The 24120-nt window shown below is 77.6% G+C and carries 19 protein-coding genes and 3 riboswitches; of the genes, 9 read left to right on the plus strand and 10 right to left on the minus strand.

Annotation, left to right across the window (positions count from 1 at the left end; genetic code table 11):
- Positions 1 to 19 precede the first annotated feature (19 nt).
- Positions 20 to 781 (plus strand): cobalt-precorrin-6A reductase, encoded by a 762-nt coding sequence (locus tag EPD83_RS04345; RefSeq protein ID WP_235950340.1) that lies wholly within the window; start codon positions 20 to 22, stop codon positions 779 to 781.
- On the opposite strand, the gene cbiB is transcribed toward EPD83_RS04345, so the two are convergent.
- Genes cbiB through EPD83_RS04380 form a run of 7 tightly spaced genes read right to left on the minus strand, consistent with a single transcriptional unit; the run spans position 765 to position 9218 of the window.
- Complete coding sequence (gene cbiB, locus EPD83_RS04350; protein ID WP_128367061.1) at positions 765 to 1709, minus strand: adenosylcobinamide-phosphate synthase CbiB; 945 nt, start codon at positions 1707 to 1709, stop codon at positions 765 to 767. The two genes, EPD83_RS04345 and cbiB, sit on opposite strands and share 17 nt — an antisense overlap.
- A complete protein-coding gene (locus tag EPD83_RS04355) occupies positions 1706 to 2236 on the minus strand; it encodes a bifunctional adenosylcobinamide kinase/adenosylcobinamide-phosphate guanylyltransferase (protein WP_164896488.1) in 531 nt (176 codons plus the stop codon). The genes cbiB and EPD83_RS04355 overlap by 4 nt, the downstream gene beginning before the upstream one ends.
- Entirely contained in the window at positions 2233 to 3021 is a 789-nt protein-coding gene (locus EPD83_RS04360; protein WP_205859408.1) for an adenosylcobinamide-GDP ribazoletransferase, read from the minus strand. Before EPD83_RS04360 ends, EPD83_RS04355 begins: the two co-directional genes overlap by 4 nt.
- Positions 3018 to 4034, minus strand: a complete 1017-nt coding sequence (gene cobA / locus EPD83_RS04365; protein WP_128367063.1) for a uroporphyrinogen-III C-methyltransferase — start codon at positions 4032 to 4034, stop codon at positions 3018 to 3020. Before cobA ends, EPD83_RS04360 begins: the two co-directional genes overlap by 4 nt.
- Positions 4031 to 6496: a cobyrinate a,c-diamide synthase gene (locus EPD83_RS04370; protein WP_165566256.1), complete on the minus strand. Its 2466-nt coding sequence runs from the start codon at positions 6494 to 6496 to the stop codon at positions 4031 to 4033. Before EPD83_RS04370 ends, cobA begins: the two co-directional genes overlap by 4 nt.
- A complete protein-coding gene (cobO, locus tag EPD83_RS04375) occupies positions 6493 to 7107 on the minus strand; it encodes a cob(I)yrinic acid a,c-diamide adenosyltransferase (RefSeq protein ID WP_128367905.1) in 615 nt (204 codons plus the stop codon). The genes EPD83_RS04370 and cobO overlap by 4 nt, the downstream gene beginning before the upstream one ends.
- Complete coding sequence (locus tag EPD83_RS04380; RefSeq protein ID WP_165566257.1) at positions 7107 to 9218, minus strand: VWA domain-containing protein; 2112 nt, start codon at positions 9216 to 9218, stop codon at positions 7107 to 7109. Before EPD83_RS04380 ends, cobO begins: the two co-directional genes overlap by 1 nt.
- 90 nt (positions 9219 to 9308) lie before the next feature.
- Positions 9309 to 9370: riboswitch (cobalamin riboswitch) on the minus strand.
- Between the two features lie 155 nt (positions 9371 to 9525).
- On the opposite strand from EPD83_RS04380, the gene cbiT reads away from it, so the two are divergent.
- From cbiT to EPD83_RS04410, 6 genes are all read left to right on the plus strand, one after another.
- The gene (gene cbiT, locus EPD83_RS04385; RefSeq protein WP_165566258.1) at positions 9526 to 10797 is read left to right on the plus strand and encodes a precorrin-6Y C5,15-methyltransferase (decarboxylating) subunit CbiT; all 1272 of its coding nucleotides are present in this window, start codon (positions 9526 to 9528) and stop codon (positions 10795 to 10797) included.
- Entirely contained in the window at positions 10794 to 11564 is a 771-nt protein-coding gene (locus EPD83_RS04390; RefSeq protein WP_128367172.1) for a cobalt-precorrin-4/precorrin-4 C(11)-methyltransferase, read from the plus strand. Before cbiT ends, EPD83_RS04390 begins: the two co-directional genes overlap by 4 nt.
- Before the next feature lie 23 nt (positions 11565 to 11587).
- A riboswitch (cobalamin riboswitch) is annotated at positions 11588 to 11654 on the plus strand.
- Positions 11655 to 11702: 48 nt separating this feature from the next.
- A complete protein-coding gene (locus EPD83_RS04395) occupies positions 11703 to 12389 on the plus strand; it encodes an energy-coupling factor ABC transporter permease (protein ID WP_128367171.1) in 687 nt (228 codons plus the stop codon).
- Positions 12382 to 12696, plus strand: coding sequence for an energy-coupling factor ABC transporter substrate-binding protein (locus tag EPD83_RS04400; protein ID WP_165566259.1), 315 nt, complete (start codon positions 12382 to 12384; stop codon positions 12694 to 12696). The genes EPD83_RS04395 and EPD83_RS04400 overlap by 8 nt, the downstream gene beginning before the upstream one ends.
- A gap of 1 nt (position 12697) precedes the next feature.
- On the plus strand, positions 12698 to 13462 hold the full coding sequence (gene cbiQ / locus EPD83_RS04405) for a cobalt ECF transporter T component CbiQ (protein WP_165566260.1): 765 nt from the start codon (positions 12698 to 12700) through the stop codon (positions 13460 to 13462).
- Entirely contained in the window at positions 13459 to 14310 is an 852-nt protein-coding gene (locus tag EPD83_RS04410) for an energy-coupling factor ABC transporter ATP-binding protein (protein ID WP_165566261.1), read from the plus strand. Before cbiQ ends, EPD83_RS04410 begins: the two co-directional genes overlap by 4 nt.
- Before the next feature lie 739 nt (positions 14311 to 15049).
- On the opposite strand, the gene cobJ is transcribed toward EPD83_RS04410, so the two are convergent.
- From cobJ to EPD83_RS04425, 3 genes are read right to left on the minus strand one after another with little or no spacing between them, the layout of a single operon-like run.
- The gene (gene cobJ, locus EPD83_RS04415) at positions 15050 to 16600 is read right to left on the minus strand and encodes a precorrin-3B C(17)-methyltransferase (protein WP_128367417.1); all 1551 of its coding nucleotides are present in this window, start codon (positions 16598 to 16600) and stop codon (positions 15050 to 15052) included.
- On the minus strand, positions 16597 to 17265 hold the full coding sequence (locus tag EPD83_RS04420) for a precorrin-8X methylmutase (RefSeq protein WP_128367416.1): 669 nt from the start codon (positions 17263 to 17265) through the stop codon (positions 16597 to 16599). The genes cobJ and EPD83_RS04420 overlap by 4 nt, the downstream gene beginning before the upstream one ends.
- Positions 17262 to 18368 carry a cobalamin biosynthesis protein CobG gene (locus EPD83_RS04425; RefSeq protein ID WP_165566262.1) on the minus strand — a complete coding sequence of 369 codons (1107 nt, stop codon included), beginning with the start codon at positions 18366 to 18368 and terminating at the stop codon, positions 17262 to 17264. Before EPD83_RS04425 ends, EPD83_RS04420 begins: the two co-directional genes overlap by 4 nt.
- 53 nt (positions 18369 to 18421) lie before the next feature.
- Positions 18422 to 18482, plus strand: a riboswitch (cobalamin riboswitch).
- 75 nt (positions 18483 to 18557) lie between these two features.
- Here EPD83_RS04425 and cobN point away from each other — a divergent pair.
- Both cobN and bluB read left to right on the plus strand, forming a co-directional pair.
- The gene (cobN, locus tag EPD83_RS04430; protein ID WP_128367499.1) at positions 18558 to 22217 is read left to right on the plus strand and encodes a cobaltochelatase subunit CobN; all 3660 of its coding nucleotides are present in this window, start codon (positions 18558 to 18560) and stop codon (positions 22215 to 22217) included.
- Position 22218: 1 nt separating this feature from the next.
- Positions 22219 to 24018 (plus strand): 5,6-dimethylbenzimidazole synthase, encoded by a 1800-nt coding sequence (gene bluB, locus EPD83_RS04435; RefSeq protein ID WP_235950341.1) that lies wholly within the window; start codon positions 22219 to 22221, stop codon positions 24016 to 24018.
- The last annotated feature ends 102 nt before the right edge of the window (positions 24019 to 24120 follow it).

A 24120-nucleotide genomic window follows, 5' to 3' on the forward strand; every position in this document is an offset into this window, starting at 1 on the left:
TCCGGCTATCGTGCGGGGCGTGCCGCAGCGCCCCGCCCGACCCCGTGTCCTCGTCGTCGGGGGGACCGCGGAGGCCCGTGACCTGGCCGCACGGCTCGTCGCCCTCGGCCTCGACGTCACCTCCTCGCTCGCCGGCCGGGTGTCCCGGCCGCGGCTGCCGGCGGGGCGGGTCCGGGTCGGCGGGTTCGGCGGGGTCGACGGGCTGCGCGCCGCCCTGCGGGACGAGGGCTGGACCCACGTCGTCGACGCCACGCACCCGTTCGCGGCGACGATGACGGCGCACGCCCTGGCCGCCGCCGGGGCCGAGGGCGTCCCGCTGCTGCGCCTGGCCCGCCCCGGCTGGTCGGACCACCCCGACGCCGGGTCGTGGACCTGGGTCGACGGGCACGACGCGGCCCGGGACGCCGCCACGGGCCTGGGCGAGCGGCCGGCGCTGACGACCGGCCGGCAGACCCTGCCGCACTACCGGGGGCCCTGGGCCGACCGCGCGGTGCTCGTCCGCCTCGTCGAGCCCGACCCCGAGCCGCTGCCGACCGCGTGGACCGTCGTCCTGGACCGCGGCCCCTACGACGTCGCCGGCGAGACCGGCCTGCTGCGCCGGCACCGCGCCGACGTGCTGCTGACCAAGGACTCGGGCGGGGCCTACACGGCGGCGAAGCTCGACGCCTGCCGGGCGCTGGGCGTCCCGGTCGTCGTCGTCCGGCGGCCCGCCGTCCCGGACGGGGTGGCGACGGTCGACGACGTCGACGGCGCGGTGCGCTGGGTCACCGGCGGGGCCTGACCGCCAGCCGCAGCGCGACCCCGAGGGCGAGCGCGCCCCAGGTCACCCGCCTCAGGACGCCCGCCGCCCGGGGGACGTCGCGCGTCGTCGGCGGCGGCCCGTGACCGAGCACGCCGCGGTCCTCGACGACCTCGCCGTAGGTGTTCGTGCCGCCGAGCCGGACGCCGAGCGCCGCCGCCCACGAGGCCTCGACCGGGCCGGCGTTGGGGCTGGGGTGGCGCGGGCCGTCGGCGCGGGCGGTCCGCAGCACCTCGGCCCCGCGGCCGTCCCGGACCTGCGCGTCGAGCGCGGTGAGCGCGACGGTGACCCGGGCGGGCACCCAGGCCGCGACGTCGTCGAGCCGGGCTGCGGCCCAGCCGTAGTGGAGGTAGCGCGGCGAGCGGTGGCCGACCATGGCGTCGAGGGTGTTGACCGCCCGGTGCCCGAGCAGCCCGGGCAGCCCGAGGAGCCCGCCCCACAGCAGCGGCGCGACGACGGCGTCGACGGTGTTCTCGGCGAGGCTCTCGACGCAGGCCCGGGCCAGGCCGTCGGCGTCGAGGGTGCTGGGGTCGCGCCCGACGAGGGAGCGGACGCGCCGCCGGGCGGCGGGGAGGTCGCCGGCGTCGGCGTGGGCGGCGACGGCCAGCGCCTCGCGCTCCAGGGACCGGCCGCCGAGGACGGTCCAGGTGGCCGCGGTGACGAGCATCGTCCGCGGGCCCCGGGGCAGTCGCGACCCGGCGAGGCCGGCGAGGACCGGCCCGCCGACGAGCACCGCCTCGGCCAGCACGCCCCGGGCCCGGGTCGGCCCGTAGAGGGCCCGTTCGACGCGGGTGGCGAGGGTGCCGAAGCCCGCGACGGGGTGGAACCGGCGCGGGTCGCCGAGCAGCCGGTCGAGGACGACCCCGGCGACGAGGCCGGTGGCGACCGGGTCGGGGAGGCGGCGGGTCACGACGGGGGGAGGGGCAGGACGCGGCCGGCGACGACGAGGAGGACGGCGTCGGCCGCCGCGGCGAGGTCCTGGTTGAGCCGGCCGAGCTCGTCGGCGAACACCCGGCCGGAGCGGTGCGCCGGCACGACCCCCCAGCCGACCTCGTTCGTCACGAGGACGACGTCGTGCGGGCAGGCCGCCCAGGCGTCGACGACGTCCGCCGTCCGGGTCCGCACGGCGTCCAGCCACTGCTCCTGCGGGGCCTCCCAGGCGCCGGCGTCGTCGAGGACGGCGGTGACCCAGGTCCCGGCGCAGTCGACGAGGGCCGGCCCGGCCAGCCCGCGCAGCGCCCCGGCGAGGTCGGTCGTCTCGAGGGTCGACCAGCCCGCCGGACGGCGCTCGCGGTGCAGCGCGACGCGGCGGGCCCAGTCGGGGTCGTCGGACGTCGGGCCGGTGGCGACGTAGGTGACGTCGGGGCGGCCGGCGAGCAGGCGCTCGGCGACCCCGGACTTGCCCGAGCGCACGCCGCCGGTGACGAGGGTCCTCACGACGTCGCCCCGGTGGCCAGGGCGACGAGCAGCACGGTGGTGGCGACCTCGACGGCGGCGCCCATCGTGTCGCCGGTGACCCCGCCGACGACGCGCAGTACGCGGCGCAGCAGCCAGCCGACGGCGAGCACCCCCAGCAGCACCCCGGCCGGACCGGCCAGGGGACCCGGGCCGCCGGGCAGGTCGCCGACGAGCGCGAGCAGCAGCGCGGCGCCCACGACCCATCCCGCCACGACCGCGGGCGGGACGGAGGACGCGACGAGGGCGCCGAGGCCGTCGGGGCGGGCCGCGGGCAGGCCGCGCACGCTCGCGCCCGCGCAGGCGGCCCGGCCGAGGACTACGGCCAGCCCCGCGAGCAGGCACCCGCCGACCGACGTCGACAGCGCGCCGACCGACACGGCCTGGGCCAGGAGCACGACGACGAGGGCGGTGACGCCCATCGGCCCGACGTCGCCGGTCCGCATGACGGCCAGCGCGCGCTCGCGGTCCCAGCCGGCCCCGAGGCCGTCGACGGTGTCGGCGAGGCCGTCGAGGTGCATGGCCCGGGTGGCGAGGGCGGCGGCGCCGACGGCGAGCGTCCCGGTGACGAGCGCGGGGGCGATGAACAGGTGGCCGGCCACCGCCACGGCCCCGACGACGAGACCGACCGGCAGCGCGGCCACCGGCGCCAGGGCCATGGCCCAGCCGGCGCGGGCGCGGGTGACCGGCGTGACGTCGCCGGAGGGGACGACGGTGAGGGTGCCGACGGCGAGCCGCAGCCCGCCCGCGGCGTCGGCGAGGGTCACGCCGGGTCCTCCAGGGCGTCGACGACCCGGCCGACGACGGTCACCGCCGGCGGCCCGATCCCGGCGTCGCGGGCGGCGTCGGCGATGGCGGTCACCGGCGCCCGGACGGTCCGCTGCCCGGGCAGGGAGCCCTCGGCGACGACGGCGGCCGGGGTGTCGGGATCGAGCCCGTGCGCGACGAGCTCGTCGGCGATCTCGCCGAGGGTGGCCTGCCCCATGAGGACGACGAGGGTGAGCCCGCAGCGGGCCAGCGCGCCCCAGTCGACGTCGCTGCGGGGGTCGTGCGGCCCGACGTGGCCGGAGACGACGACGAAGCCCTGGGTCAGCGAGCGGTGCGTCACCGGGATGCCCGCGAGGGCCGGCGCGGACACCGCCGACGTCACGCCCGGGACGACCGTGACGGGGATGCCGGCGGCGACGCAGGCGTTCCACTCCTCGCCGCCGCGGCCGAAGACGAACCCGTCGCCGCCCTTGAGGCGTACGACGTCCAGGCCCTGCGCCGCGCGGTCGACGAGCAGCGCGTCGATGGCCTCCTGCGGGGTGAAGGCGCCGCGCGGGATCTTGCCGACGTGGACGATCTCGGCGTCCGGACGGGCCCGGGAGAGGACGGACAGGGGGGCCAGCCGGTCGCAGACGACGACGTCGGCGGCCTCGACCGCGGCGAGCCCGGCGGTGGTGAGGAGGCCGGGGTCGCCCGGGCCGCCCCCGACGAGGATGACCCGGCCGGTCCGGGCGGGCGCGCCGGAGGGGGCCGGCGCGTCCGCCGGGCGGCCGTGCGGGTCGCGGACGACGAGGTCGGCGGCGTCGGGGTCGGCCTCGGGGTCGACGGTGAGCAGTCCGCGTCCGGCGAGGTCGTGGAGCTGGGCGAGGACGTCGTCGGGGGTGAGCGCGTCGGGCCGCACGACGGGGTGGACGCCCTGGGCGGCGAGGCCGTGGACGGTCTCGGCGACGCGGGGCCCGGGCCGGGTGACGAGCACCGTCGCGCCGGCCGCCGCGGGGACGGACAGGCTCACGCCGAGCGCTCCCGTCGCGAGGCGAGGACGCGGCCGAGCTCGCGGAGCAGGCCGTCGCTGGTCAGCGGGTCGCGCACGGCGATGCGCACCCACTGCGGACCGAGCCCGGGGAAGGTGTCGCCCCGGCGGACGGCGTAGCCGCGCTCGCGCAGGGCCTCGCGGACGCCGTCGCCGACCTCGACGAGGACGAAGCTCGTGGCCGACGGGACGGGCCGCAGGCCGAGGTCGCGCAGCCCGCGGAGCAGGTGGTGGCGCCAGCCGGCGGTCTCCTCGGCGGCGCGGGCGGCCTCGGCCCGGGCCAGGGGGCTCGCCGTCTCGACCATGACCCGGGCGGCGAGGGTGCCGACCGACCAGGGCGGCTGCTGCTCGGCGAGCCGGGCGAGCAGGACCGGGTCGCCGACGACGTACCCCGCCCGCAGCCCGGCCAGGGCCCACGTCTTGGTCAGTGAGCGCAGGACGAGCAGCCCGGCGAGGTCGGGGCCGACGACGGAGGCGGACTCCCGGGCGTCGGTGTCGGCGAAGGCCTCGTCGACGACGAGGACCCGGCCGGGGGCGCGCAGGGCCTCGACCGCCTCGCGCGGGTGCAGCACGCCGGTGGGGTTCGTCGGGTTGCCGAGGACGACGAGGTCGGCGTCGGCCGGGACGGCGGCGGGGTCGAGAGCGAAGTCGTCCTCGGCCCGCAGGACGACGTGCTCCGGAACCGTCCCCGCGAGGCGCAGCGCGGCCTCGGGCTCGGTGAACTGGGGGTGGACGACGACGGCGCGCCGTGGGTGCAGGGCCCGGGCGAGGAGGGTGAACGCCTCGGCGGCCCCGGCGGTGGGGAGGACGGCGGCCTCGGGCACCCCGTGGCGCCGGGCCAGGGCGGCGCGGGCGGCGTCGGCGCTGGGGTAGGCGGCCAGGTCGCCGACGGCACGGCGCAGGTGCTCGGCCAGCCAGGGCGGGGGAGCGCTGCCGCGGACGTTGACGGCGAGGTCGACGAGCCCGGGGGTCGCCTCGGCGTCGCCGTGGTGGCGCAGCGGGTCGGCGACGGCGTCCTGGCCGGCCGGGACGCCGGTGCCCAGCCGGACGGGGGTCTCCGGGACCGGCAGCGGCACCCGGCTCGGGGCGGCGTGGACGGCGTCGGCGAAGCGCGCCGCGAGGTCCGGGTGCCCGGCCCAGTGCACGTGCAGGTAGGAGGCGTGCAGCGTCGGCGACCCGGTGCCGGCGGGGTCCAGCGACCAGCCCTCGGCCTCGCCGTCGAGCAGCCACCCGGGCGCGTCCCCGGCCCCGGGCGTGGTCCGGGTGCGGTGGAACTCGTGGCCGTGGACGGTGGCGCCGGCGGCGCCGAGCAGGGTGTCGGCGGCGGCCGTCGCCGTGCGGTAGCGCAGGGTGAGCCGCGGGTGCATCGCGGCGGTCGTGGGGACGGCGCCGACGAGGGCGTGCCCCTCGACGGCCTCGGCGAGGTAGAGCAGCCCGGCGCACTCGGCGACGGTGGGGATGCCCGCGCGCACCGCGTCGCCGATGTCGGCCAGCAGCGAGGTGTTGCCGGCCAGGGTCGCGGCGTGGACCTCGGGGAAGCCGCCGCCGAGGTAGATGCCGCTCGTGCCGTCGGGCAGGGCCGGGTCGAGCGCGGGGTCGAAGACGACGGGCTCGCAGCCCTGGGCCCGCAGCAGCTCGTCGATCTCGGCGTACCGGAACGTGAACGCGCGACCGCCGGCGACCGCCACCCGGCGGGGGGCGCGGACCGGGCCCGCGGGCGGCGCCCAGGGCTCGGCGTCGAGACCGGGCGCGCTGCGGGCCAGCGCGAGGACGGCGTCGAGGTCGACGAGGCGCGCGGTCTGCTCGGCCAGCCGGTCCAGGGCGGTGACGGCGTCGTCGCGCTCGGCGACGGGGACCAGGCCCAGGTGCCGCGAGGGCGCGGACACCCCGGCGTCCCGGGGCAGCACACCGAGGACGGGCACGCCGAGCGCCTCGACCGCGCGCCGGACCTCGGCGGCGTGCCGGTCCGACCCGGCCTTGTTGAGGACGACCCCGCCGACGTGGACGTCGGGGTCGAAGGTCCGCAGCCCGTGGACCGTGGCGGCGACCGTGCGGGCGGCCGAGGAGATGTCGAGGACGAGGAGCACCGGCGAGGCCGTCAGCGCGGCGACGTGGGCGGTGGAGGACCAGCCGTCGGTGCCGAGCCGCCCGTCGAAGAGGCCCATGACGCCCTCGACGACGGTGACGTCGGCGGGCGCCGGGGTCATCGCGGCGTGCGCGAGCAGCGGCAGCACCCGCTCCTCGCCCTGGAGCCAGGGGTCGAGGTTGCGGCCGGGCCGGCCGGTCGCGAGCGCGTGGTAGCCGGGGTCGATGTAGTCGGGCCCGACCTTGGCGGCGGCGACGTCGTGCCCGGCCCGGCTCAGGGCGGCCATGAGCCCGACGGCGACCGTCGTCTTGCCCTGCCCGGACGCGGCCGCCGCGACGACGACGCGCGGGACGGTCACCACTCGATGCCCTTCTGGCCCTTCTGCCCCTGGTCGAAGGGGTGGCGGACCTTGGTCATCTCGGTGTGGACGTCGGCGATCTCGAGCAGCCGCGGGTCGGGGTCGCGGCCGGTGATGACGACGTGCTGGTAGCCGGGCCGCTCGGAGAGGACGCGGACGACCTCCTCGGCGTCGACCCAGCCCCACTTCATGACGTAGGTGAACTCGTCGAGGACGTAGAGGGTGTGGGTCTCGTCGGCGAGCCGGCGGACGATCTCGGCCCAGCCCTCGCGGGCGTCGGCGGCGTGGTCCTCCTCGGACCCGGCCTTGCGCGACCAGGACCAGCCCGAGCCCATCTTGTGCCACTCGACCGGGCCGCCCTCGCCGGTCTGCTCGTGCAGCCGGCCCAGCGCCTCGAGCGCCGCCTGCTCGCCGATGCGCCACTTGGCGCTCTTGACGAACTGGAACACCCCGATCGACCAGCCCTGGTTCCAGCCGCGCAGCGCGAGCCCGAAGGCCGCGGTCGACTTGCCCTTGCCGGCGCCGCCGTGGACGACGACGAGGGGGCGGTTGCGGCGCTGGCGGGTGGTGAGCCCGTCCTTGGCGGTCTGCGGGACCTGTCCCTGCGGCATCAGGCGATCCTCTCGTGGGGGGCGGAGCGGGGGTCGGCGGCGGCCCGCGCGGAGGAGACGGTGGCGACGAGCGCGTCGGCCGCGACCTCGCCGAGGGGCACGTGGGTGGCGCCCATCCGGCCGGCGAGGTCGGCGGCGAGGCCGAGCCGGAAGCGGCCGGTCTCGCAGTCGACGACGACGGTCTGGACACCGGTGGCGGGCCAGGCGTCGGCGATCCGGGTGGCCCGGTCCAGGGCGTCGGAGCCGGCGGTGGCGCGCCCGTCGGTGACGAGGACGAGCAGCGGGCGGCGGCGGGGGTCGCGGATGCGCTCGAGGTCGAGGGTGCGGGCGGCGAGGACGAGGCCCTCGGCCAGCGGCGTCCGGCCGCCGTGCCGGACGGTCTCGAGGCAGCGGGCGGCGGCCTCGACCGACGACGTCGGCGGCAGGTCCAGGGTCGCGCCGGTCCCGCGGAAGGTGACGAGGCCGACCCGGTCGCGGCGCTGGTAGGCGTCAAGCAGTAGCGACAGGACGGCGGTCTTCACCTCGGACATCCGGCGCCGTGCGCCCATCGAGCCGGAGGCGTCGACGGCGAGCAGCACGAGGTTGGACTCCTGGCCCTGGAGGACGGCCGAGCGCAGGTGACCGGCGCCGACCCGCAGGCGCCCGGTGTCACCGGCCGCCCGGTCTCGGGCCGCGGCGGCGACGGTGGCGGGCAGGTGCAGGCGGCCGCTCGCGCCGGGGCGCCAGCCGACGGCGCGGCCGTTGGTCGTCAGGGCGCGGCTGCGCCTGCCGGGGTCGCCGAGGCCGACGCCGGTGAGGCGCAGGACCTTCGGGCGGAAGGCCGGGCCGCTGCCGGCCAGGCCGGCGGGGGCGACACCGGGAGCGTCGGGGGCCGGCGGGCGCTCGTCGGCGTCGGCGTCCGCGGGGTCGCCGTCCGGGCCGGCGGGGTCGGGCGGGGTGCGGGCGTCCTGGGGCGCCTGCCCGTCGCCGGTGCCGTCCGGCGGGGGAGGGGTGCCGTCCTGCGGTGCGGCGTCCTCGGGCCCGTCGTCGGGGGCCGGGCCGCCGCCGTCGGGTCCCTCGCCGGGGTCCTCGGAGCCGTCGGTGCCATCCGGGGGCGGGTCGTCGTCGAGGTCGTCGAGCAGCCGGTCGAGGAGGTCCTCGTCGAGGCCGGGGGCGTCGAACGGGTTGCGGCGGCGGCGGTGCGGCAGCGAGAGCCGGGCCGCGGCGCGGACGTCGGCCCGGGTGACCCGGGTCCGCCCGTGCCAGGCGGCGTGGGCCTTGGCGGCCCGGGCGGTGACGATGTCGGCGCGCAGGCCGTCGACGTCGAAGCCGGCGCAGACGCGGGCGACGGCGGCGAGGGCCGCGTCGGTGAGCTCGACGTCGTCGACGCCGGCGCGGGCGGTGGCGATGCGCTGTGCCAGCGCCTCCTGGTCCGCCGCGAACCGGGCGGCGAAGCCCTCGGGGTCGGCGTCGAAGGCCAGCCGGCGGCGGACGACCTCGGCCCGCTCGGCGGGCTCGCGGCTCGCGGCGACCTCGACGGTGAGCCCGAACCGGTCGAGCAGCTGCGGGCGCAGCTCGCCCTCCTCGGGGTTCATCGTCCCGACGAGGACGAGCTCGGCGGCGTGGCTCACCGAGACACCGTCGCGCTCGACGCTGGCGCGGCCCATCGCCGCGGCGTCGAGGAGGAGGTCGACGAGGTGGTCGTGGAGCAGGTTGACCTCGTCGACGTAGAGGATCCCGCGGTGGGCGGCGGCGAGCAGGCCGGGCTGGAAGGTCGCCCGGCCCTCGCCGAGCGCGCGGCCGAGGTCGAGGGAGCCGATGACGCGGTCCTCGGTGGCGCCGACCGGCAGCTCGACGAGGCGGGCCGGGCGGACGTCGGCGGCGGGGTCGGCCGGGTGCGGGCCGTCGGGGCAGGTGGGGTCCGGGTGCTCGGGGTCGCACGAGAAGCGGCAGCCGCGCACGACGCGCTCGTCGGGCATGAGGTCGACGAGGGCCCGGACGATCGTCGACTTGGCCGTGCCCTTCTCCCCGCGGACGAGGACGCCGCCCACCGACGGCGAGACCGTGGTGAGGACGAGGGCGAGGGCGAGGTCGTCGGACCCCACGACGGCCGAGAACGGGAAGTGGACCACGGGTTGGGGCTGCTCCTCCTGCGGCGAGTGACCACGCTCGCCCGAGTGACCGGCACCGCCGGTGGCGGACCGGCGGCGGGCCTCCGGGACGTCCTGGCTCTCCCGTGACGGGATGACAGTGGCGGGACCGCTCCGGACTCTCACCGGATTCCTCGCGAAGGCCGGGGCCATCATGGCACGTCGTCCCGCCGGGTGCTCCGGCCGTCACGCGATCGGGGCCCCGGGTGACGGGTGACCGCCCGGGTGGTCCGGGCGACGACACCTGCGCCGTACGCCGCGCGAGAGGGTCCCGCCTACGCTGAGCGCCGTGATCGACGTCATCGGGGTGCCCGCCGAGGGGCCGCAGGCCCTGCCCCCGGCGACCCGGGCGGTGCTGCGGGGGGCGCGGACGGTCCTCGGCTCGCCGCGGCTGCTCGGGCTGCTCGGCCCGGAGGACCCCGCCGACCGACGCCCCTGGCCGGCGCCGCTGTCGGCCGGTCTCCCCGGCCTGCTCGAGGACCTCCCCACCATCGCCGGGGGTGCGGACGGCCCGGGGGGCGTCGTCGCCCTGGCCAGTGGCGACCCGCTCGTCTCCGGCATCGGGACGACGCTGGTGCGAGTGCTCGGGGCGGACGCCGTGCGGGTGCACCCGGCCGTGTCGTCGGTGGCGCTGGCCCGGGCCCGGATGCGCTGGTCGGCCGAGGAGTCGCAGGTCGTCGGGCTCGTGTCCGCCGCGGCCGGGGCGATCCGGCCGTGGCTCGCCCCCGGCGCCCGCCTGCTCGTCCTCTCCGCCACCGAGGCGACGCCCCGCGAGGTCGCCGCGGTCCTCGTCGCCGACGGCTGCGGGGCCGCCCGGCTCACCGTGCTCGGCGACCTCGGCGCCGCCGGCGAGAGCCGGGTCGGGACGACCGCCGACGCGCTGCTCGCCGACCCCACGGCCCCGCTGCCGCGCCTGCACGTCCTCGCCGTCGAGGTACCGTCCGACGCCGTCCTGCCGGGGCGCGCACCCGGCCTCCCCGACGACGCCTTCGCCCACGACGGCCAGCTGACCAAGGCCGAGCTGCGGGCCCTCGCCGTCGCCGCCCTGCGCCCCCTGCCCGGGCAGGTGCTGTGGGACCTCGGCGCCGGCGCCGGGTCGGTGTCGGTCGAGTGGTGCCGCCTGGCCCCCGGGGCCCGCGCCGTCGCCGTCGAGCGCGACCCGACGCGCGCCGAGCGGGTCGCCGCCAACGCCGCCGCCCACGGCGTCCCGGTGCGGGTGGTGCGGGCCGACGTCGCCGACGCCGTGGCCGACGCCGGCGCCCTGCCGGCGCCCGACGCCGTGTTCGTCGGCGGGGGCGCCACCGACGCCGTGGTCGAGGCCGCCTGGGCCGCGCTGCCGCCCGGCGGACGTCTCGTCGTCCCGGCGGTGACGCTCGGGACCGAGGCGCTGGTCGTCGCCGCGCACGCCCGGCACGGGGGGACGCTGCGTCGGTTCACCGTCGAGCGGGCCGAGCCGCTCGGCCGCCACCTGTCCTGGACCCCGGCGCGACCCGTCGTCCAGTGGGCGGCGACCAGGCCCGCGGACGTCCCGCCCACCCCCGCCGCGGAGGAGACCCCATGACCGTCCACTTCGTCGGCGCCGGCCCCGGGGCCGCGGACCTGCTCACGGTGCGGGCGGTGCGGCTGCTGGAGCGGGCGCAGGTCTGCCTCTACGCCGGGACCTACCTCGACGCCGCCGTCCTCGAGCACTGCCCCGAGGGCGCGGAGCTCGTCGACACCCAGCACCTCGACCTCGACACCATCACCCGGCACCTCGTCGGGGCCCACGCGCGCGGCCTCGACGTCGTCCGGCTGTGCTCCGGCGACCCGTCGGTCTACTCCGCCGTCGCCGAGCAGGCCCGCCGCCTCGACGCCGCCGGTGTCCCCTGGGACGTGACGCCCGGGGTGCCCGCCTACGCCGCCACCGCCGCCCTCGCCGGGCGCGAGCTCACCGTGCCCGAGGTCGCCCAGACCGTCGTCCTCACCCGGGCCCAGCAGGACTCGACGGCGATGCCGCCCGGGGAGGACCTCGCGACGTACGCGGCCACCGGCGCGACGCTCGTCCTGCACCTCGCGATCCGCCACACCCGACGGCTCGCCGACCTCCTGGCCGGGCACTACGGGGCGGACTGCCCGGTCGTCGTCGGCGCCGCCGTGAGCACCCCGCGCGAGCTCGTCATCCGCTCGACGCTGGCCCACGTCGCCGACCGCGTCGAGGAGGCGGGGCTGCGGCAGTCGTCGGTCATCCTCGTGGGGCGGGCGCTGGCCGCCGAGGGGTTCGTCGAGAGCCACCTGTACGGGTCGCGGGAGCGCCCGGGAGCGGGTCCCGCGGCCCCGACGGTGTTGTAGCCTCCCCTCACGTCGTCTGCGTCGAGGAACCCGGTGCGACTCCGGGGCGGTCGCGCCACTGTGAGCGGGTCTTCCGCGAGCCAGGAACTCGGGACGGCGGACCGTCCGGGACGCGTCATCCCGGGGAAGGACGTGCCAGTGCACATCGCCGAGGGCTTCCTGCCCCCACTCCACGCGGCCGGCTGGACCGTCGTCGCCGCGCCCTTCGTCGTCCACGGCGCCCGCGAGGTGCGCCGGGTCGTCACGGAGCGGCCCGACGCGCGGCTCCTGCTCGGCGCCGCCGGGGCCTTCACCTTCGTGCTCTCCGCGCTCAAGCTGCCGTCGGTGACCGGCTCGTCCTCGCACCCGACCGGCACCGGCGTCGGGGCCATCGTCTTCCGGCCGCCGGTCATGGCGCTCCTCGGCACCGTCGTCCTGCTCTTCCAGGCGCTGCTGCTCGCGCACGGCGGCCTCACCACTCTCGGCGCCAACGTCTTCTCGATGGCCGTCGTCGGGCCCTGGGCGGGCTACGGCTGCTACCGGCTGCTGGCCCGGGCGCCGCTCGGGGTCGCCGTCTTCGTCGGGGTCGCCGTCGCCGACCTCGCCACCTACGTCACCACCTCCCTCCAGCTGGCGCTCGCCTTCCCGGACCCCACCTCCGGCCTGCTCGGCGCCCTGCTGCGCTTCCTCGGCATCTTCGCCGTGACTCAGGTGCCGCTGGCGGTCGTCGAGGGCATCCTCGGCGTCCTCCTCGTCCGCGCGCTGCGCTCCTGGGCCGGTCCCGAGCTCGCCGGCTTCGGCCGGGTGGGCGAGCCCGGCCCGCGGGAGGAGACCGTCGATGCGTGAGCGCCGCAGCACCGTGCTGCTCGTCCTCGTCGCGCTGTTCGTCGTCGTCGGCTGCTTCCTCGTCGCCGGCAACGTCGACTACGGCGGCACCGACTCGGCCGCGACCGACGCCATCGCCGCGTCCGACCCGGGCTACGAGCCGTGGTTCACCCACCTGTGGGCGCCGCGGTCCAAGGAGGTCGAGTCGGGGCTGTTCGCGCTCCAGGCCGCCCTCGGCGGCGGGGTCGTCGGGTTCGCGCTCGGCACGCTGCGCGAGCGGCGTCGCGCGCGCACGACCCCGCCGGCCGACGTCCCGGCGGAGCGCTGACGTGGCCCGGCTGGCCATCGACGACGCCGCCTGGGGCAACCGCTGGCGGCAGCGGAGCACCGCCGAGAAGGCGCTTCTCGCCCTCGGGCTGCTGGTCCTCGCCGTCACCTCGCGCGAGGTCGTCACCGGCGCCGCCGTCCTCGTGCTCGCCGTCGGCTGCGCGCTGGTCGGGGCACGGGTGCCGTGGCGCACCTACCTCAGGGTCGTCCTCGCCCCGCTGTCCTTCGTCGTCCTCGGCGCCGCCAGCGTGGCGGTCACCGTCGGCGCCCGGCCCGACGGCGCGCTGCTGGCGCTCGGCCCGGTCGCCGTCACCGACGGGACGCTGACCACGGCGGGCCAGGTGCTGGCCCGGGCGCTGGCCGCGACGAGCGCCATGGCCCTGCTCGCGACGACGACGCCGGTCAGCGACCTGCTCACGGGGATGCGCCGGCTGCGGGTGCCCGAGGTCGTCGTCGACGTCGCCGAGGTCATGTACCGCTTCGTCTTCCTCCTCCTCGACACCGTGGCGACCGTCCGCGAGGCGCAGACCGCCCGGCTCGGCTACGCCACCGGCCCCGCCGCCCGGCGCTCGCTGGGGATGCTCGGCTCGGCCGTCCTGCGGCAGGCCTGGACCCGTGCGCAGCGCCTCGACGCCGGGCTGGCCGGGCGCGGCGGCAGCGGTCCGCTGCGGACCCTTCCGGCGCTGCGCCCGGTGTCGGTACCGTTCGTCGCCGTGACGTGCACCGGTCTGGTCGCCCTGACGGCGGCGTCGGTGGTGCTGGCGTGACCCACCGCCTCAGCCGCCGCGAGCCGTCGGCGTCGGTCCCGCTCCTGGCCGCCGAGGGCGTGCACGCCGGCTATCCCGGGGGGCCGGACGTCCTGGACTGCGTCTCCGTCGAGCTCCGGCGCGGCACGAGGGTCGCCCTGCTCGGCGCCAACGGCTCCGGCAAGACGACGCTGCTGCGCTGCCTGTCCGGGGCGCACCGGCCGCGCACCGGCGACGTGCTCGTCGACGGCGTCGCCCTCACCCACCGGTCCGGCCCGCTGCGCGCGCACCGCCAGCGCGTCCAGCTCGTGCTCCAGGACCCCGACGACCAGCTGTTCTCGGCCGACGTCCGCCAGGACGTCTCCTTCGGGCCGGTGAACCTCGGCCTGCCCGACGACGAGGTCCGCGAGCGCGTGGCGTCGGCGCTGTCGGCGCTCGGGCTGGCCCACGTCGCGGACCGCGCCGTGCACCAGCTCTCCTACGGCCAGCGCAAGCGGGTCGCCGTCGCCGGCGCCGTCGCCATGCAGCCGGAGGTGCTGCTGCTCGACGAGCCGACCGCCGGGCTGGACCCGCGTGGCGTCGCCGCCATGCTGGCCGCGCTGGAGCGGCTCGAGCGGTCCGGCACGACGGTCGTCATGGCCACCCACGACGTCGACCTCGCCTGGTCCTGGGCCGACGAGGTCGCCGTCGTGCTCGACCGGGTCGTCCACCAGGACGTCCTCGTCAAGGTGCTCACCGACGAGGCGCTGCTCGAGGCCGCCGGGCTCGCCGTCCCCTGGCCCGTCGCGCTGCTGCGCCGGCTCGGCCGCGAGGTCGACGTCGCCTTCCCGCCGCGCACCGCCACCGACGTCGCCGCCCTCCTCGGGTAAGTAGTGGTCCGCTACGGAGTTTGTTGAGCAGGTCAGCGACGCCGCCTCGTCGTGCGCGTTGACGGCGCAAATCCGACGTTGTGACGTCCTGTGGATGTCATAGGAAGTGGGGTAAGGCAAGGATGGACGCGACGGTCCTCTCCGCTCTCGTGGCCGGTAGCAGTGCAGTTCTAGGCGCAATGGTTGGTGGTGCCACGCTCCTGCTCGGGCAGCGGTTGCAAGAAGAGCGAGAATCGAGGATGGAACAGCAGCGAGAGCTGCGTCGTGTCTGTTCCAACCTGACCACAGGCGTAGCGCGGATCAGGTCACTGAGCTTTAGGATCAACGAGGCGGGGGCCCGAGAAGGCGCGCAAGCTGCTCTCGATGTCGCACGGGAGAGTTGTGAGCAGCTACGACTTATCGCCTCTACAGTCGCGACACAGGAGCATGCGCGCCTTGTGCTGCGGCACTCGTGGGCCGTCCTGCAACTGGCGGAGACCGGGGTCGATCCACGTGACGGTCAGTTCGCAGAACCGCCCGACGCCCGCTTGCGAGCCGAACTGACTAACCTCTACAGGAGCGTTCGCCGAGAGCTCGCGGTGGAGAACCCCGACGCTGTCTTCGAAGAGCTCCCCGACTAGCGACGTTGGCCACCGAGCTGACGCCGCCCAGGCCCGGGTCGGGGACATCGCTCGCGGTCGCGGACGTCTCCGCGACTCCGGACGACAACCGCGACCCGTCCCGGGATCGGCCCGGACCGTCAGTCGACGGAGCGGGGCGTCCAGACCCGGCCGGACGCCGTCACGCGGGTGCGCGAGGCGCCGACGACGACGAGGCAGCGCATGTCGACCGACTCGGGGTCGAGCTCGCCGAGGGTCGTGACGCGCAGCTCCTCACCCGGGCGGCCGACGTCCCGGGCGACGACGACGACGCGCTCGGGCCCGGCGACCTCGCACACGGCCCGCAGGGCCTCGCCGAGCTGTTCGGGACGCGAGCGGGACCGGGGGTTGTAGAGGGCGACCGCCAGGTCGGCCCGGACGGCGGCGAGCAGCCGCTCCAGCAGCACCGGCCAGGGCTTCAGCCGGTCCGACAGGGAGATGAGGGCGTGGTCGGCGCCGAGCAGCGCCCCGGCCAGCGCGGCTGCGGCGTGGGCGGCCGTCACGCCGGGCACGACGTGCACGGGCACCGCCGCGTACCGCTCGTCCTCGGCGGCCTCGAACACGGCGGCGGCCATCCCGAAGACGCCGGCGTCGCCGCCCGATACGACGGCGACCGGCTCCCCGGCCAGCGCGAGGTCGAGGGCGTCCCGGGCCCGGTCGACCTCGACGGTGTTGCCGCTCGCGTGCCGGGTGAGGCCCTCGCGCTGCGGCACCCGGTCGACGTACGGCGCGTAGCCGACGACGTGGCGGACCGAGGCCAGGACCTCCGACGCCTCCGGGGTGAGCCAGCGCTCGGGGCCGGGTCCGAGCCCGACGACGTGGACAGGTGCCGGGGCGGCGTCGGACGCACCGGGGGCCGGGGCGTCCGGCCGAGGACGTGGGGCCTCGCCCGTCCGGGCCCGTCCCGCCGCGTCCGCGCGCACGTCCGCTCCGGGTACGACGACGACCGACATGTACGGCACGGTGTCGGCGTCGACCTCGCTCACGGGCAGCACCCGCTGCCCGCCGCGGCTCGCCTCCTGGACGTAGAGCGCCCGGTCGAGCAGACCGGCCTGCCGCAGCGCCTCGCGGACGTCGGCGAAGGTGCGGCCGAGCTTCATGACGACCGCCGCGTCGGTGTCGGCCAGCCGCCGCGCGAGCTCGGGCACCGGCAGTGTCCCCGGCAGCACCGTGAGCACGTCCTCGTGCCGCGAGAGCCCCGCCCCGACGGCCGCGCTCGCTGCCGACACCGACGTCACACCGGCCACGACCTCGGTCGGGAACTCCTCGCGCAGCACGTCGTGGACGTACATGAACGAGCCGTAGAAGAGCGGGTCCCCCTCGGCGAGGACGACGACCGAGCGCCCGGCGGCCAGGTGGGCCCGCAGCCGCTCGACGCACTCCGCGTAGAAGTCGGCGAGCGCGCCGTAGTAGCCGCCCGGGTGCTCCGTCGCCCCCGTCGTCACGGGGTAGACCAGGGCCTCCTCGACGACGCCCTCCGGCAGGACCGCCGACGCGATGGCGCGGGCCGTCGACTCCCGGTGCGCCGCGCGGTGGTAGGCGACGACGTCCGCGGACCCGATGAGGGCGACGGCCCGCACGGTCATGAGGTCGGGGTCGCCGGGCCCCACCCCGACCCCGTACAGGTGGCCGGGCTCCGCGGGACGGCTCATGCCAGCTCGTCCTCGTCGGCGATGGCGTTGAGGGCCGCCGCGGCCATCGCCGAGCCGCCGCGCCGCCCGTGCACGACGACCCAGGGCACCTGTCCGCCGCCCGGCAGCTCGTGCTCGGCGAGGGCGACCTTGGACTCGGCCGACCCGATGAAGCCGACCGGCATCCCGACGACGGCCGCGGGCCGCGGGCCGCCGTCGAGCAGCAGCTCGAGCAGGTGGAACAGGGCGGTCGGGGCGTTGCCGACGGCGACGACGGCGCCCTCCAGGCGGTCGGCCCACAGCGACACGGCGGCCGCGGCCCGGGTCGTGCCCCAGGCGAGAGCGAGCCCCGGCACCTCCGGCTCGCGCAGGGTGCAGACGACCTCGTTGTCGGCGGGCAGCCGGCGCCGGGTCACCCCGGAGGCGAGCATCTGCGAGTCGGTGAGGATCGGCGCGCCGGACAGCAGCGCGGTCCGGGCGTCGCGGACGACGTCCGGGTGCGCCGCGAGGTCCTCGACGACGCCGACGTCCCCGGCGGCGTGGACGACCCGGGTCGCGACGCCGTGCAGGTCCGCCGGGAGGCCGGAGAGGTCGGTCTCCTCCCGGATGGTCGCGAAGGAGCGCCGGTAGATCTCGAGGCCGTCGGTGACGTACTCGAACCGGCGGCTCGGCGGGGCGAGGGTCATGCGCGGTCTCCGGGGAGCAGGGACAGGACGGCGTCGGCGTCGGGCGCGCCGACGGCCACGAGGTCGCCGTCGCGGGCGCCGCAGCGCCGCTCGCAGCCGACGACGTGCAGCGGGGGCGTCGCGGTGCCCCGGGCGTCGAGCGCCGCGACGACGTCCGCCGCCACGGGCAGGGTGGCGCTGCGGGCCTTCGCGCAGTGCGGGGCGCCGACGCAGGCGCTGACCCGGGAGGCGGCCGACGCCGGGTCGACGACGAGCCCGGCCCGCTCCAGCGCGGTGGCGGCCGCGGCGCCGCCGCGCACGACGAGCGAGCGCCACGGGGTGACGACGACGCGCCCGGCGACCTCGGCCAGGGCGGCCACGTGCCCGGGCCGCAGCATGGCCAGCGGGACGCCGGCGACGAGGTCCTCGCCCACGGGTCCGGGCTCGAGGGGAGGGGCGACCGCGGGCGGGACCGGGTCCAGGCCGCCCAGCACCGGCGAGCCGGCGGGCAGGTCCCGGACGTTCCAGACGCCATGCGGGGCGTGGGCGAGGAAGGCGCGGGCCACGTCGAGCACGGCCGCGACGGCGTCCGTGCTGGAGACCGGCCGGCCACGGCCCCCGGCCAGGAGCAGGCCCTCGGTCAAGGACCGGGCCCGGTAGGCGACGTCGTACGGCTCCGAGAGCGGCGACCCGGAGGCGTCGGCGACGGCGAACAGGAAGCGTCCCGGTAGGTCGGCCAGCGCCGGGTCGGCGCACAGCGCGGCGTCGAGGTCGCGCACGAGCGGCTGCAGCCCCGGGGCCAGCGGCGCGGCGAGGACGTTGCGGACCCGCTCGTGCGTCGCGGACGGCAGGAGCCCGGTGGCCTCGACCCCGCGCACGAAGGCGTCCGGCAGCGGGTCGGGCAGGCCGCGCAGCTGGAGGTTGCCCCGGCTCGTCAGCTGCAGCACGGGGGCGCCGTGCCGGCCGGCCAGGGCGAGCAGGTCCATGAGGACGTCGACCCCGACCTCCCCGCCCGGCAGCCGCAGCCGCACGAGCGCCCCGTCCTGCGCGACGTGGGGCCGCAGCAGCCCCGGGCAGCGGTCGGCGACCGGCCGCTGCGGGGGGTGGGTGGGGGTGACGGACATCGCGGGCCAGCGTACGCGGGGGCGCAGGTAGGCTGCGCACGTCCGACGACGACGGAACCCGGTGCGAGTCCGGGACGGTCCCGCCACTGTGAGCCCTCCGGGCGAGTCAGGAACGTCGCGCCGGACGCCCGCGGCGGCGTCGCGGGCCCCGCACCGAGCGCGGGGGCGCGGACCCCCGGAGGAGAACCAGTGCCCCGCATCGCGTTGCTCTCGACGTCCGACACCGACCTGCTGTCCGCCCGGGCCAGCGGTGCCGACTACGTCGTCGCGAACCCGGCCCGCCCGGGCCACACCGACCTCGCCGCCGCCTTCGAGCAGGCCGACGTCGTCGTCGCCCGCATCCTCGGCACCCCCGACGACCTGTGCTCCGGCTTCGCCCGCATCCGCGACACCGGCGTACCCATGGTCGTCGTCGGCGGCGAACAGGCCCCGAGCGCCCAGCTCATGGAGACCTCGACCGCCCCGCAGGGCGTCGTCCGCGAGGCCCACGAGTACCTGCGCCACGGCGGCTCCTCGAACCTCGCCCAGCTGCACGCGTTCCTCTCCGACACCCTGCTCCTCACCGGCGAGGGCTTCGAGCCGCCGGAGGAGCTGCCCGCCTGGGGCCTGCTCGAGCGCGCGCCCCTCGAGGCGGCGGCCGACGGCGCCCCCCGCCCGCGCGTCGGCATCCTCTTCTACCGGGCGCAGTACGCCGCGGGGAACACCGACTACGTCCACGCCCTGGCCGACGCGGTCGACGCCGCGGGGGGCGTCGGCGAGCCGATCTACGCCACCTCCCTGCGCGACGCCACCCCGAGCCTGCTCGAGCAGCTCGGCACCTACGACGCGATCGTCACGACCGTGCTCGCCGCCGGCGGCGCCGGGACCAGGGCGGCCGACGCCTCGGCCGGCGGTGACGACGAGTCGTGGGACGTCGCGCAGCTGGCCGCCCTCGACGTGCCGCTGCTCCAGGGCCTGTGCCTCACCTGGAGCCGCGCCGACTGGGAGGAGGCCGACGACGGCATGTCGCCGCTCGACGTCGCCACCCAGGTCGCCATCCCCGAGTTCGACGGCCGCCTGGTCACCGTCCCGTTCTCCTTCAAGGAGACCGACGAGGACGGCCTGGCCCACTACGTCGCCGACCCCGAGCGCTGCGCCCGCGTCGCCGGCATCGCCGTCGGCCACGCCCGGCTCCGGCACGTCCCGCCGGCCGAGCGCAAGGTCGCCCTCGTCCTCTCGGCGTACCCCACCAAGCACAGCCGGATCGGCAACGCCGTCGGCCTCGACACCCCGGTCTCGACCGTCCGCCTGCTGCGGATGATGCGCGAGGCCGGCTACGACGTCGGCGGGCCCGGCGAGATCCCCGGCATCGACCCGCTGCCGGAGGTCGAGGGCGAGGCCGCGGACACGACGGCCGGGAACGCCCTGGTCCACGCCCTCATCGCCGCCGGCGGCCAGGACCCGGAGTGGCTCAGCGAGACGCAGCTGACCGAGCACCACGTCCGCATCCCCGCGAGCCGCTACCGCACGTGGTTCGACCGCTTCCCGCCGGACCTGCGCTCGGCCGTCACCGACGCCTGGGGCGAGGCGCCGGGCGAGCTGTTCGTCGACCGCGCCACCGGCGGCGAGCCCGAGATCGTCACCGCCGCCCTGCGCGCCGGCAACGTCGTCCTCCTCGTCCAGCCGCCGCGCGGCTTCGGGGAGAACCCCATCGCGATCTACCACGACCCCGACCTCGCGCCGAGCCACCACTACCTCGCGACCTACCGGTGGGTCGAGGAGGAGTTCGGGGCGCACGCCGTCGTCCACATGGGCAAGCACGGCAACCTCGAGTGGCTGCCCGGCAAGAACCTCGGGATGTCCGCGTCCTGCGGCACCGACGCCGCGCTCGGCAGCGTGCCGCTCGTCTACCCCTTCCTCGTCAACGACCCGGGCGAGGGCACCCAGGCCAAGCGCCGCGCCCACGCCACCGTCGTCGACCACCTCGTCCCGCCGATGGCCCGCGCCGAGTCCTACGGCGACATCGCCCGCCTCGAGCAGCTGCTCGACGAGTACGGCAACGTCTCGGTCATGGACCCGGCCAAGGCGCCGGCCCTGCGCGGGGAGATCTGGACCCTCATCCGCTCCGCCGAGCTGCACCGCGACCTCGGCATCGACGAGCGGCCCGACGACGACACCTTCGACGACTTCGTCATGCACGTCGACGGCTGGCTCTGCGAAGTCAAGGACGTGCAGATCCGCGACGGCCTGCACGTCCTCGGCCAGGCCCCGGAGGGCCCGCAGCTCGTGGACCTCACCCTCGCCGTCCTGCGCGCCACCCAGGTCTTCGGCGGGCAGCGCGGCGCCGTCCCCGGCCTGCGCGCCGCCCTCGGCCTCAGCGAGGGCCAGGAGGGCACCGCCCGCACCGACGAGGTCGAGGCGCAGGCCCGCCGCCTCGTCGAGGCGGTCGCGGCCGCCGGGTGGGACGCCGGCGCCGTGCCCGGCGTCGTCGCCGCCGAGCTCGGCGAGCCGAACGCCGGCGTCGAGACCTCGCTGCGGTTCGCCTGCGACGAGGTCGTGCCGCGGCTGCGGGCGACGACGGACGAGCTGTCCATGGTGCTGCACGCCCTGGACGGCGGGTACGTCCCGGCCGGGCCGTCGGGCTCGCCGCTGCGCGGGCTCGTCAACGTCCTGCCGACCGGCCGCAACTTCTACTCCGTCGACCCCAAGGCCATCCCCTCCCGCCTGGCCTACGAGACCGGCGCAGCCATGGCGACCTCGCTGCTCGAGCGCTACCGGGCCGACAGCGGCGTCCTGCCCACCTCGGTCGGCCTGTCGGCCTGGGGGACCTCCGCGATGCGCACCTCGGGCGACGACATCGGCGAGGTCCTCGCGCTGCTCGGCGTGACGCCGGTGTGGGACGAGCAGTCCCGCCGCGTCGTGGGGCTGGAGGCGATCCCGCTGGCCGAGCTCGGCCGGCCGCGCATCGACGTCACCGTCCGCATCTCCGGCTTCTTCCGCGACGCCTTCCCGCACGTCATCGACCTGCTCGACGACGCCGTCGCCCTCGTCGTCGGGCTGGACGAGCCGCTGGAGGAGAACTTCCCCAAGGCGCACGCCGCCGCGGACCTCGACGCCCACGGCGACGAGCGCCGGGCGAGGACGCGGATCTTCGGGTCCAAGCCCGGCTCGTACGGCGCCGGCATCCTCGAGGTCGTCGAGCAGGGCTCGTGGCGCGACGACGCCGACCTCGCCGAGGTCTACACGGCCTGGGGCGGCTTCGCCTACGGCCGCGACCTCGACGGCGCCCCGGCCCGCGAGGACATGGAGCGCAGCTACCGGCGCATCCAGGTCGCGGCGAAGAACGTCGACAACCGCGAGTCCGACATCCTCGACTCCGACGACTACTTCCAGTACCACGGCGGCATGGTGGCGACGGTGCGCGCGCTCACCGGCGAGGCGCCCAAGGCGTACGTCGGCGACTCCACCAGCCCGGACCTCGTGCGCACCCGGTCCCTCCACGAGGAGACGAGCCGGGTCTTCCGCTCCCGCGTGGTGAACCCGCGGTGGGTGGCCGCGATGCGGCGGCACGGGTACAAGGGCGCCTTCGAGCTCGCCGCCACCGTCGACTACATGTTCGGCTTCGACGCGACGGCCGGCGTCGTCGACGACTGGATGTACGACCGGGTCGCCCGCGAGTACGTCCTCGACGACGAGACCCAGGCGTTCCTGCGGCACGCCAACCCGTGGGCCCTGCGCGGCATCGTCGAGAAGCTGTCCGAGGCCGCCGACCGCGGCCTGTGGGAGCAGCCGGACCCGGAGCTGTTCGCGCAGATGCGCCAGGTGTACCTCGAGGTCGAGGGCGACATCGAGGCGGGCCAGGAGGTCTGAGGTGGACCCGGTCCAGCCCGTGCGCGCGCCCGACCGGCCGGACGGCGCGTCCGCGGCCGGACGGACGTACGCGCGCCCGGTGCCGCTCGTCGGGGACAGGACGAGCGCCGCGGAGCGGGCGGCCGACCCGGCCGGCTGGGCGATGGGCCCGGAGGTCGTGGCGGCGCTGGCCGACGTCGTCGCCGGGCGCCGCGACATCCGCCGCTACCGGCCCGACCCCGTTCCCGAGGACCTGCTGACGGCGGTGCTGGAGTCCGGGCACCGGGCGCCGAGCGTGGGGCACTCCCAGCCCTGGCGGTTCGTCGTCGTCCGCGACCCCGCCGTCCGGGACCGGGCCGCGGCCCTCGCCGACGCCGCCCGGCTGCGCCAGGCCGAGGTGCTCACCGAGGACCGGGCGGCCCGGCTGCTCGACCTCAAGCTCGAGGGGCTGCGCGAGGCGCCGGTGGGCGTCGTCGTCGCCTGCGACCGGCGGACCCCGGCGGCCGGCGTGCTCGGCCGGGCGACCTTCCCCGACACCGACCTGTGGTCCTGCGCGACCGCGGTGCAGAACATGTGGCTGACGGCCCGCGCGCACGGTCTCGGGATGGGCTGGGTGACGCTGTTCGACCCCGCCGACCTCGCCGAGCTGCTCGGGCTGCCGGACGGCGTCGAGACGCTCGGGTGGATGTGCCTCGGCTGGCCCGACGAGCGCCCGCCCGAGCCCGGGCTGGAGCGCGCGGCCTGGTCCCGTCGGGCGCCGCTCGCCGACGTCGTGCTGCACGAGCGCTGGCCCGCGGCCGAGGGCGGGTCGGCGCCGGCCGCGCCCACCTCGCACCTGCGCGGGCCCGAGTCCGGCCGGCTGGTCGGCGCCACCGACTCCGCCGACGCCCAGCTGGCCGCACCCGAGGCGCTCGGCGTCCTGGACCGGGTCGTCGCGCGGGTCCGCTCCCTGGGGACGGGTGCGGTGACGGGCGGGACGCTCGTCCTCGCCGCCGCCGACCACCCGGTGACGGCGCTCGGGGTCAGCGCCTTCCCGCCCTCGGTGACCCGTGAGGTCGTCCTCGGCGCGCTCGCGGGGGAGTCGGCCGGGGCGCTGGCCGCGCGCGAGGCGGGCCTGGGGCTCGTCGTCGTCGACGCCGGGGTCGCCGGGGGGCCGGTGCCGGGTGCGGTCGACGTGCGGCCGGTGGGCGAGCGCGGTGACCTGGCGTCGGGCGACGCGCTGACCGCGGCCGACGTCGACCGGCTGGTCGAGGCCGGCCGGGCGGTCGGGCGGTCCGCCGCGACGTCCGGGCTGGTCGTCCTCGGCGAGGTGGGCATCGGCAACACGACGGTGGCCGCCGCGCTCACCGCCGCCCTGCTCGGACTGCCGGCGGCGGAGGTGTGCGGGCTCGGGGTCGGGTCGGACGCGGCGACCCTGGAGCGCAAGCGCGCCGTCGTCGCGGCGGCGCTGGAGCGGGTCGGCGACGTGTCGTCGGCGCCGTCGCGGCGGGTGCTCGCGGGGCTCGGCGGGGGAGAGGTGGCGGTGCTCACCGGGGTCGTCCTCGGCGCGGCGCAGGCCGGCGCGGCGGTCGTCCTCGACGGCCTGGCCGCGTCCGTCCCCGCCCTGCTCGCCGTCCGCGAGGAGCCGGCCGTCCAGGCCCACCTCGTCGCCGGGCAGCGCAGCCGCGAGACCGCCCACGCCGCCGTCCTGCGCGACCTCGGCCTCGAGCCCCTGCTCGGCCTGCGCCTGCGCGCCGGGGAGGGCGTCGGCGGCTGCCTCGCCGCCTCCCTCGTCCTCCAGGGCCTGCGCATCCGCGAGTCCCTCGCCCGCACCCACCCCTGACCCCACCCTGCTCGACTTCCTCGCCTGATCCCGGAACCTTCGGGTTCGCACCCCCTCCGAACCGGCGCGAACCCGAAGGTTCCTCGGCGTGACCGGGGCCGG

The organism is Phycicoccus flavus (assembly GCF_004025965.2).
GTDB classification, from domain to species: Bacteria; Actinomycetota; Actinomycetes; order Actinomycetales; family Dermatophilaceae; genus Phycicoccus; species Phycicoccus flavus.

Excerpts from the sequence above, each read along its gene's own strand:
- EPD83_RS04390 (WP_128367172.1), top strand. The coding sequence starts at position 10,794 with ATGACCGTCCACTTCGTCGGCGCCGGCCCCGGGGCCGCGGACCTGCTC.
- EPD83_RS04425 (WP_165566262.1), bottom strand. The coding sequence starts at position 18,368 with ATGTCCGTCACCCCCACCCACCCCCCGCAGCGGCCGGTCGCCGACCGC.
- cobJ (WP_128367417.1), bottom strand. The coding sequence starts at position 16,600 with ATGAGCCGTCCCGCGGAGCCCGGCCACCTGTACGGGGTCGGGGTGGGG.
- cobO (WP_128367905.1), bottom strand. The coding sequence starts at position 7,107 with ATGCCGCAGGGACAGGTCCCGCAGACCGCCAAGGACGGGCTCACCACC.
- EPD83_RS04400 (WP_165566259.1), top strand. The coding sequence starts at position 12,382 with ATGCGTGAGCGCCGCAGCACCGTGCTGCTCGTCCTCGTCGCGCTGTTC.
- EPD83_RS04420 (WP_128367416.1), bottom strand. The coding sequence starts at position 17,265 with ATGACCCTCGCCCCGCCGAGCCGCCGGTTCGAGTACGTCACCGACGGC.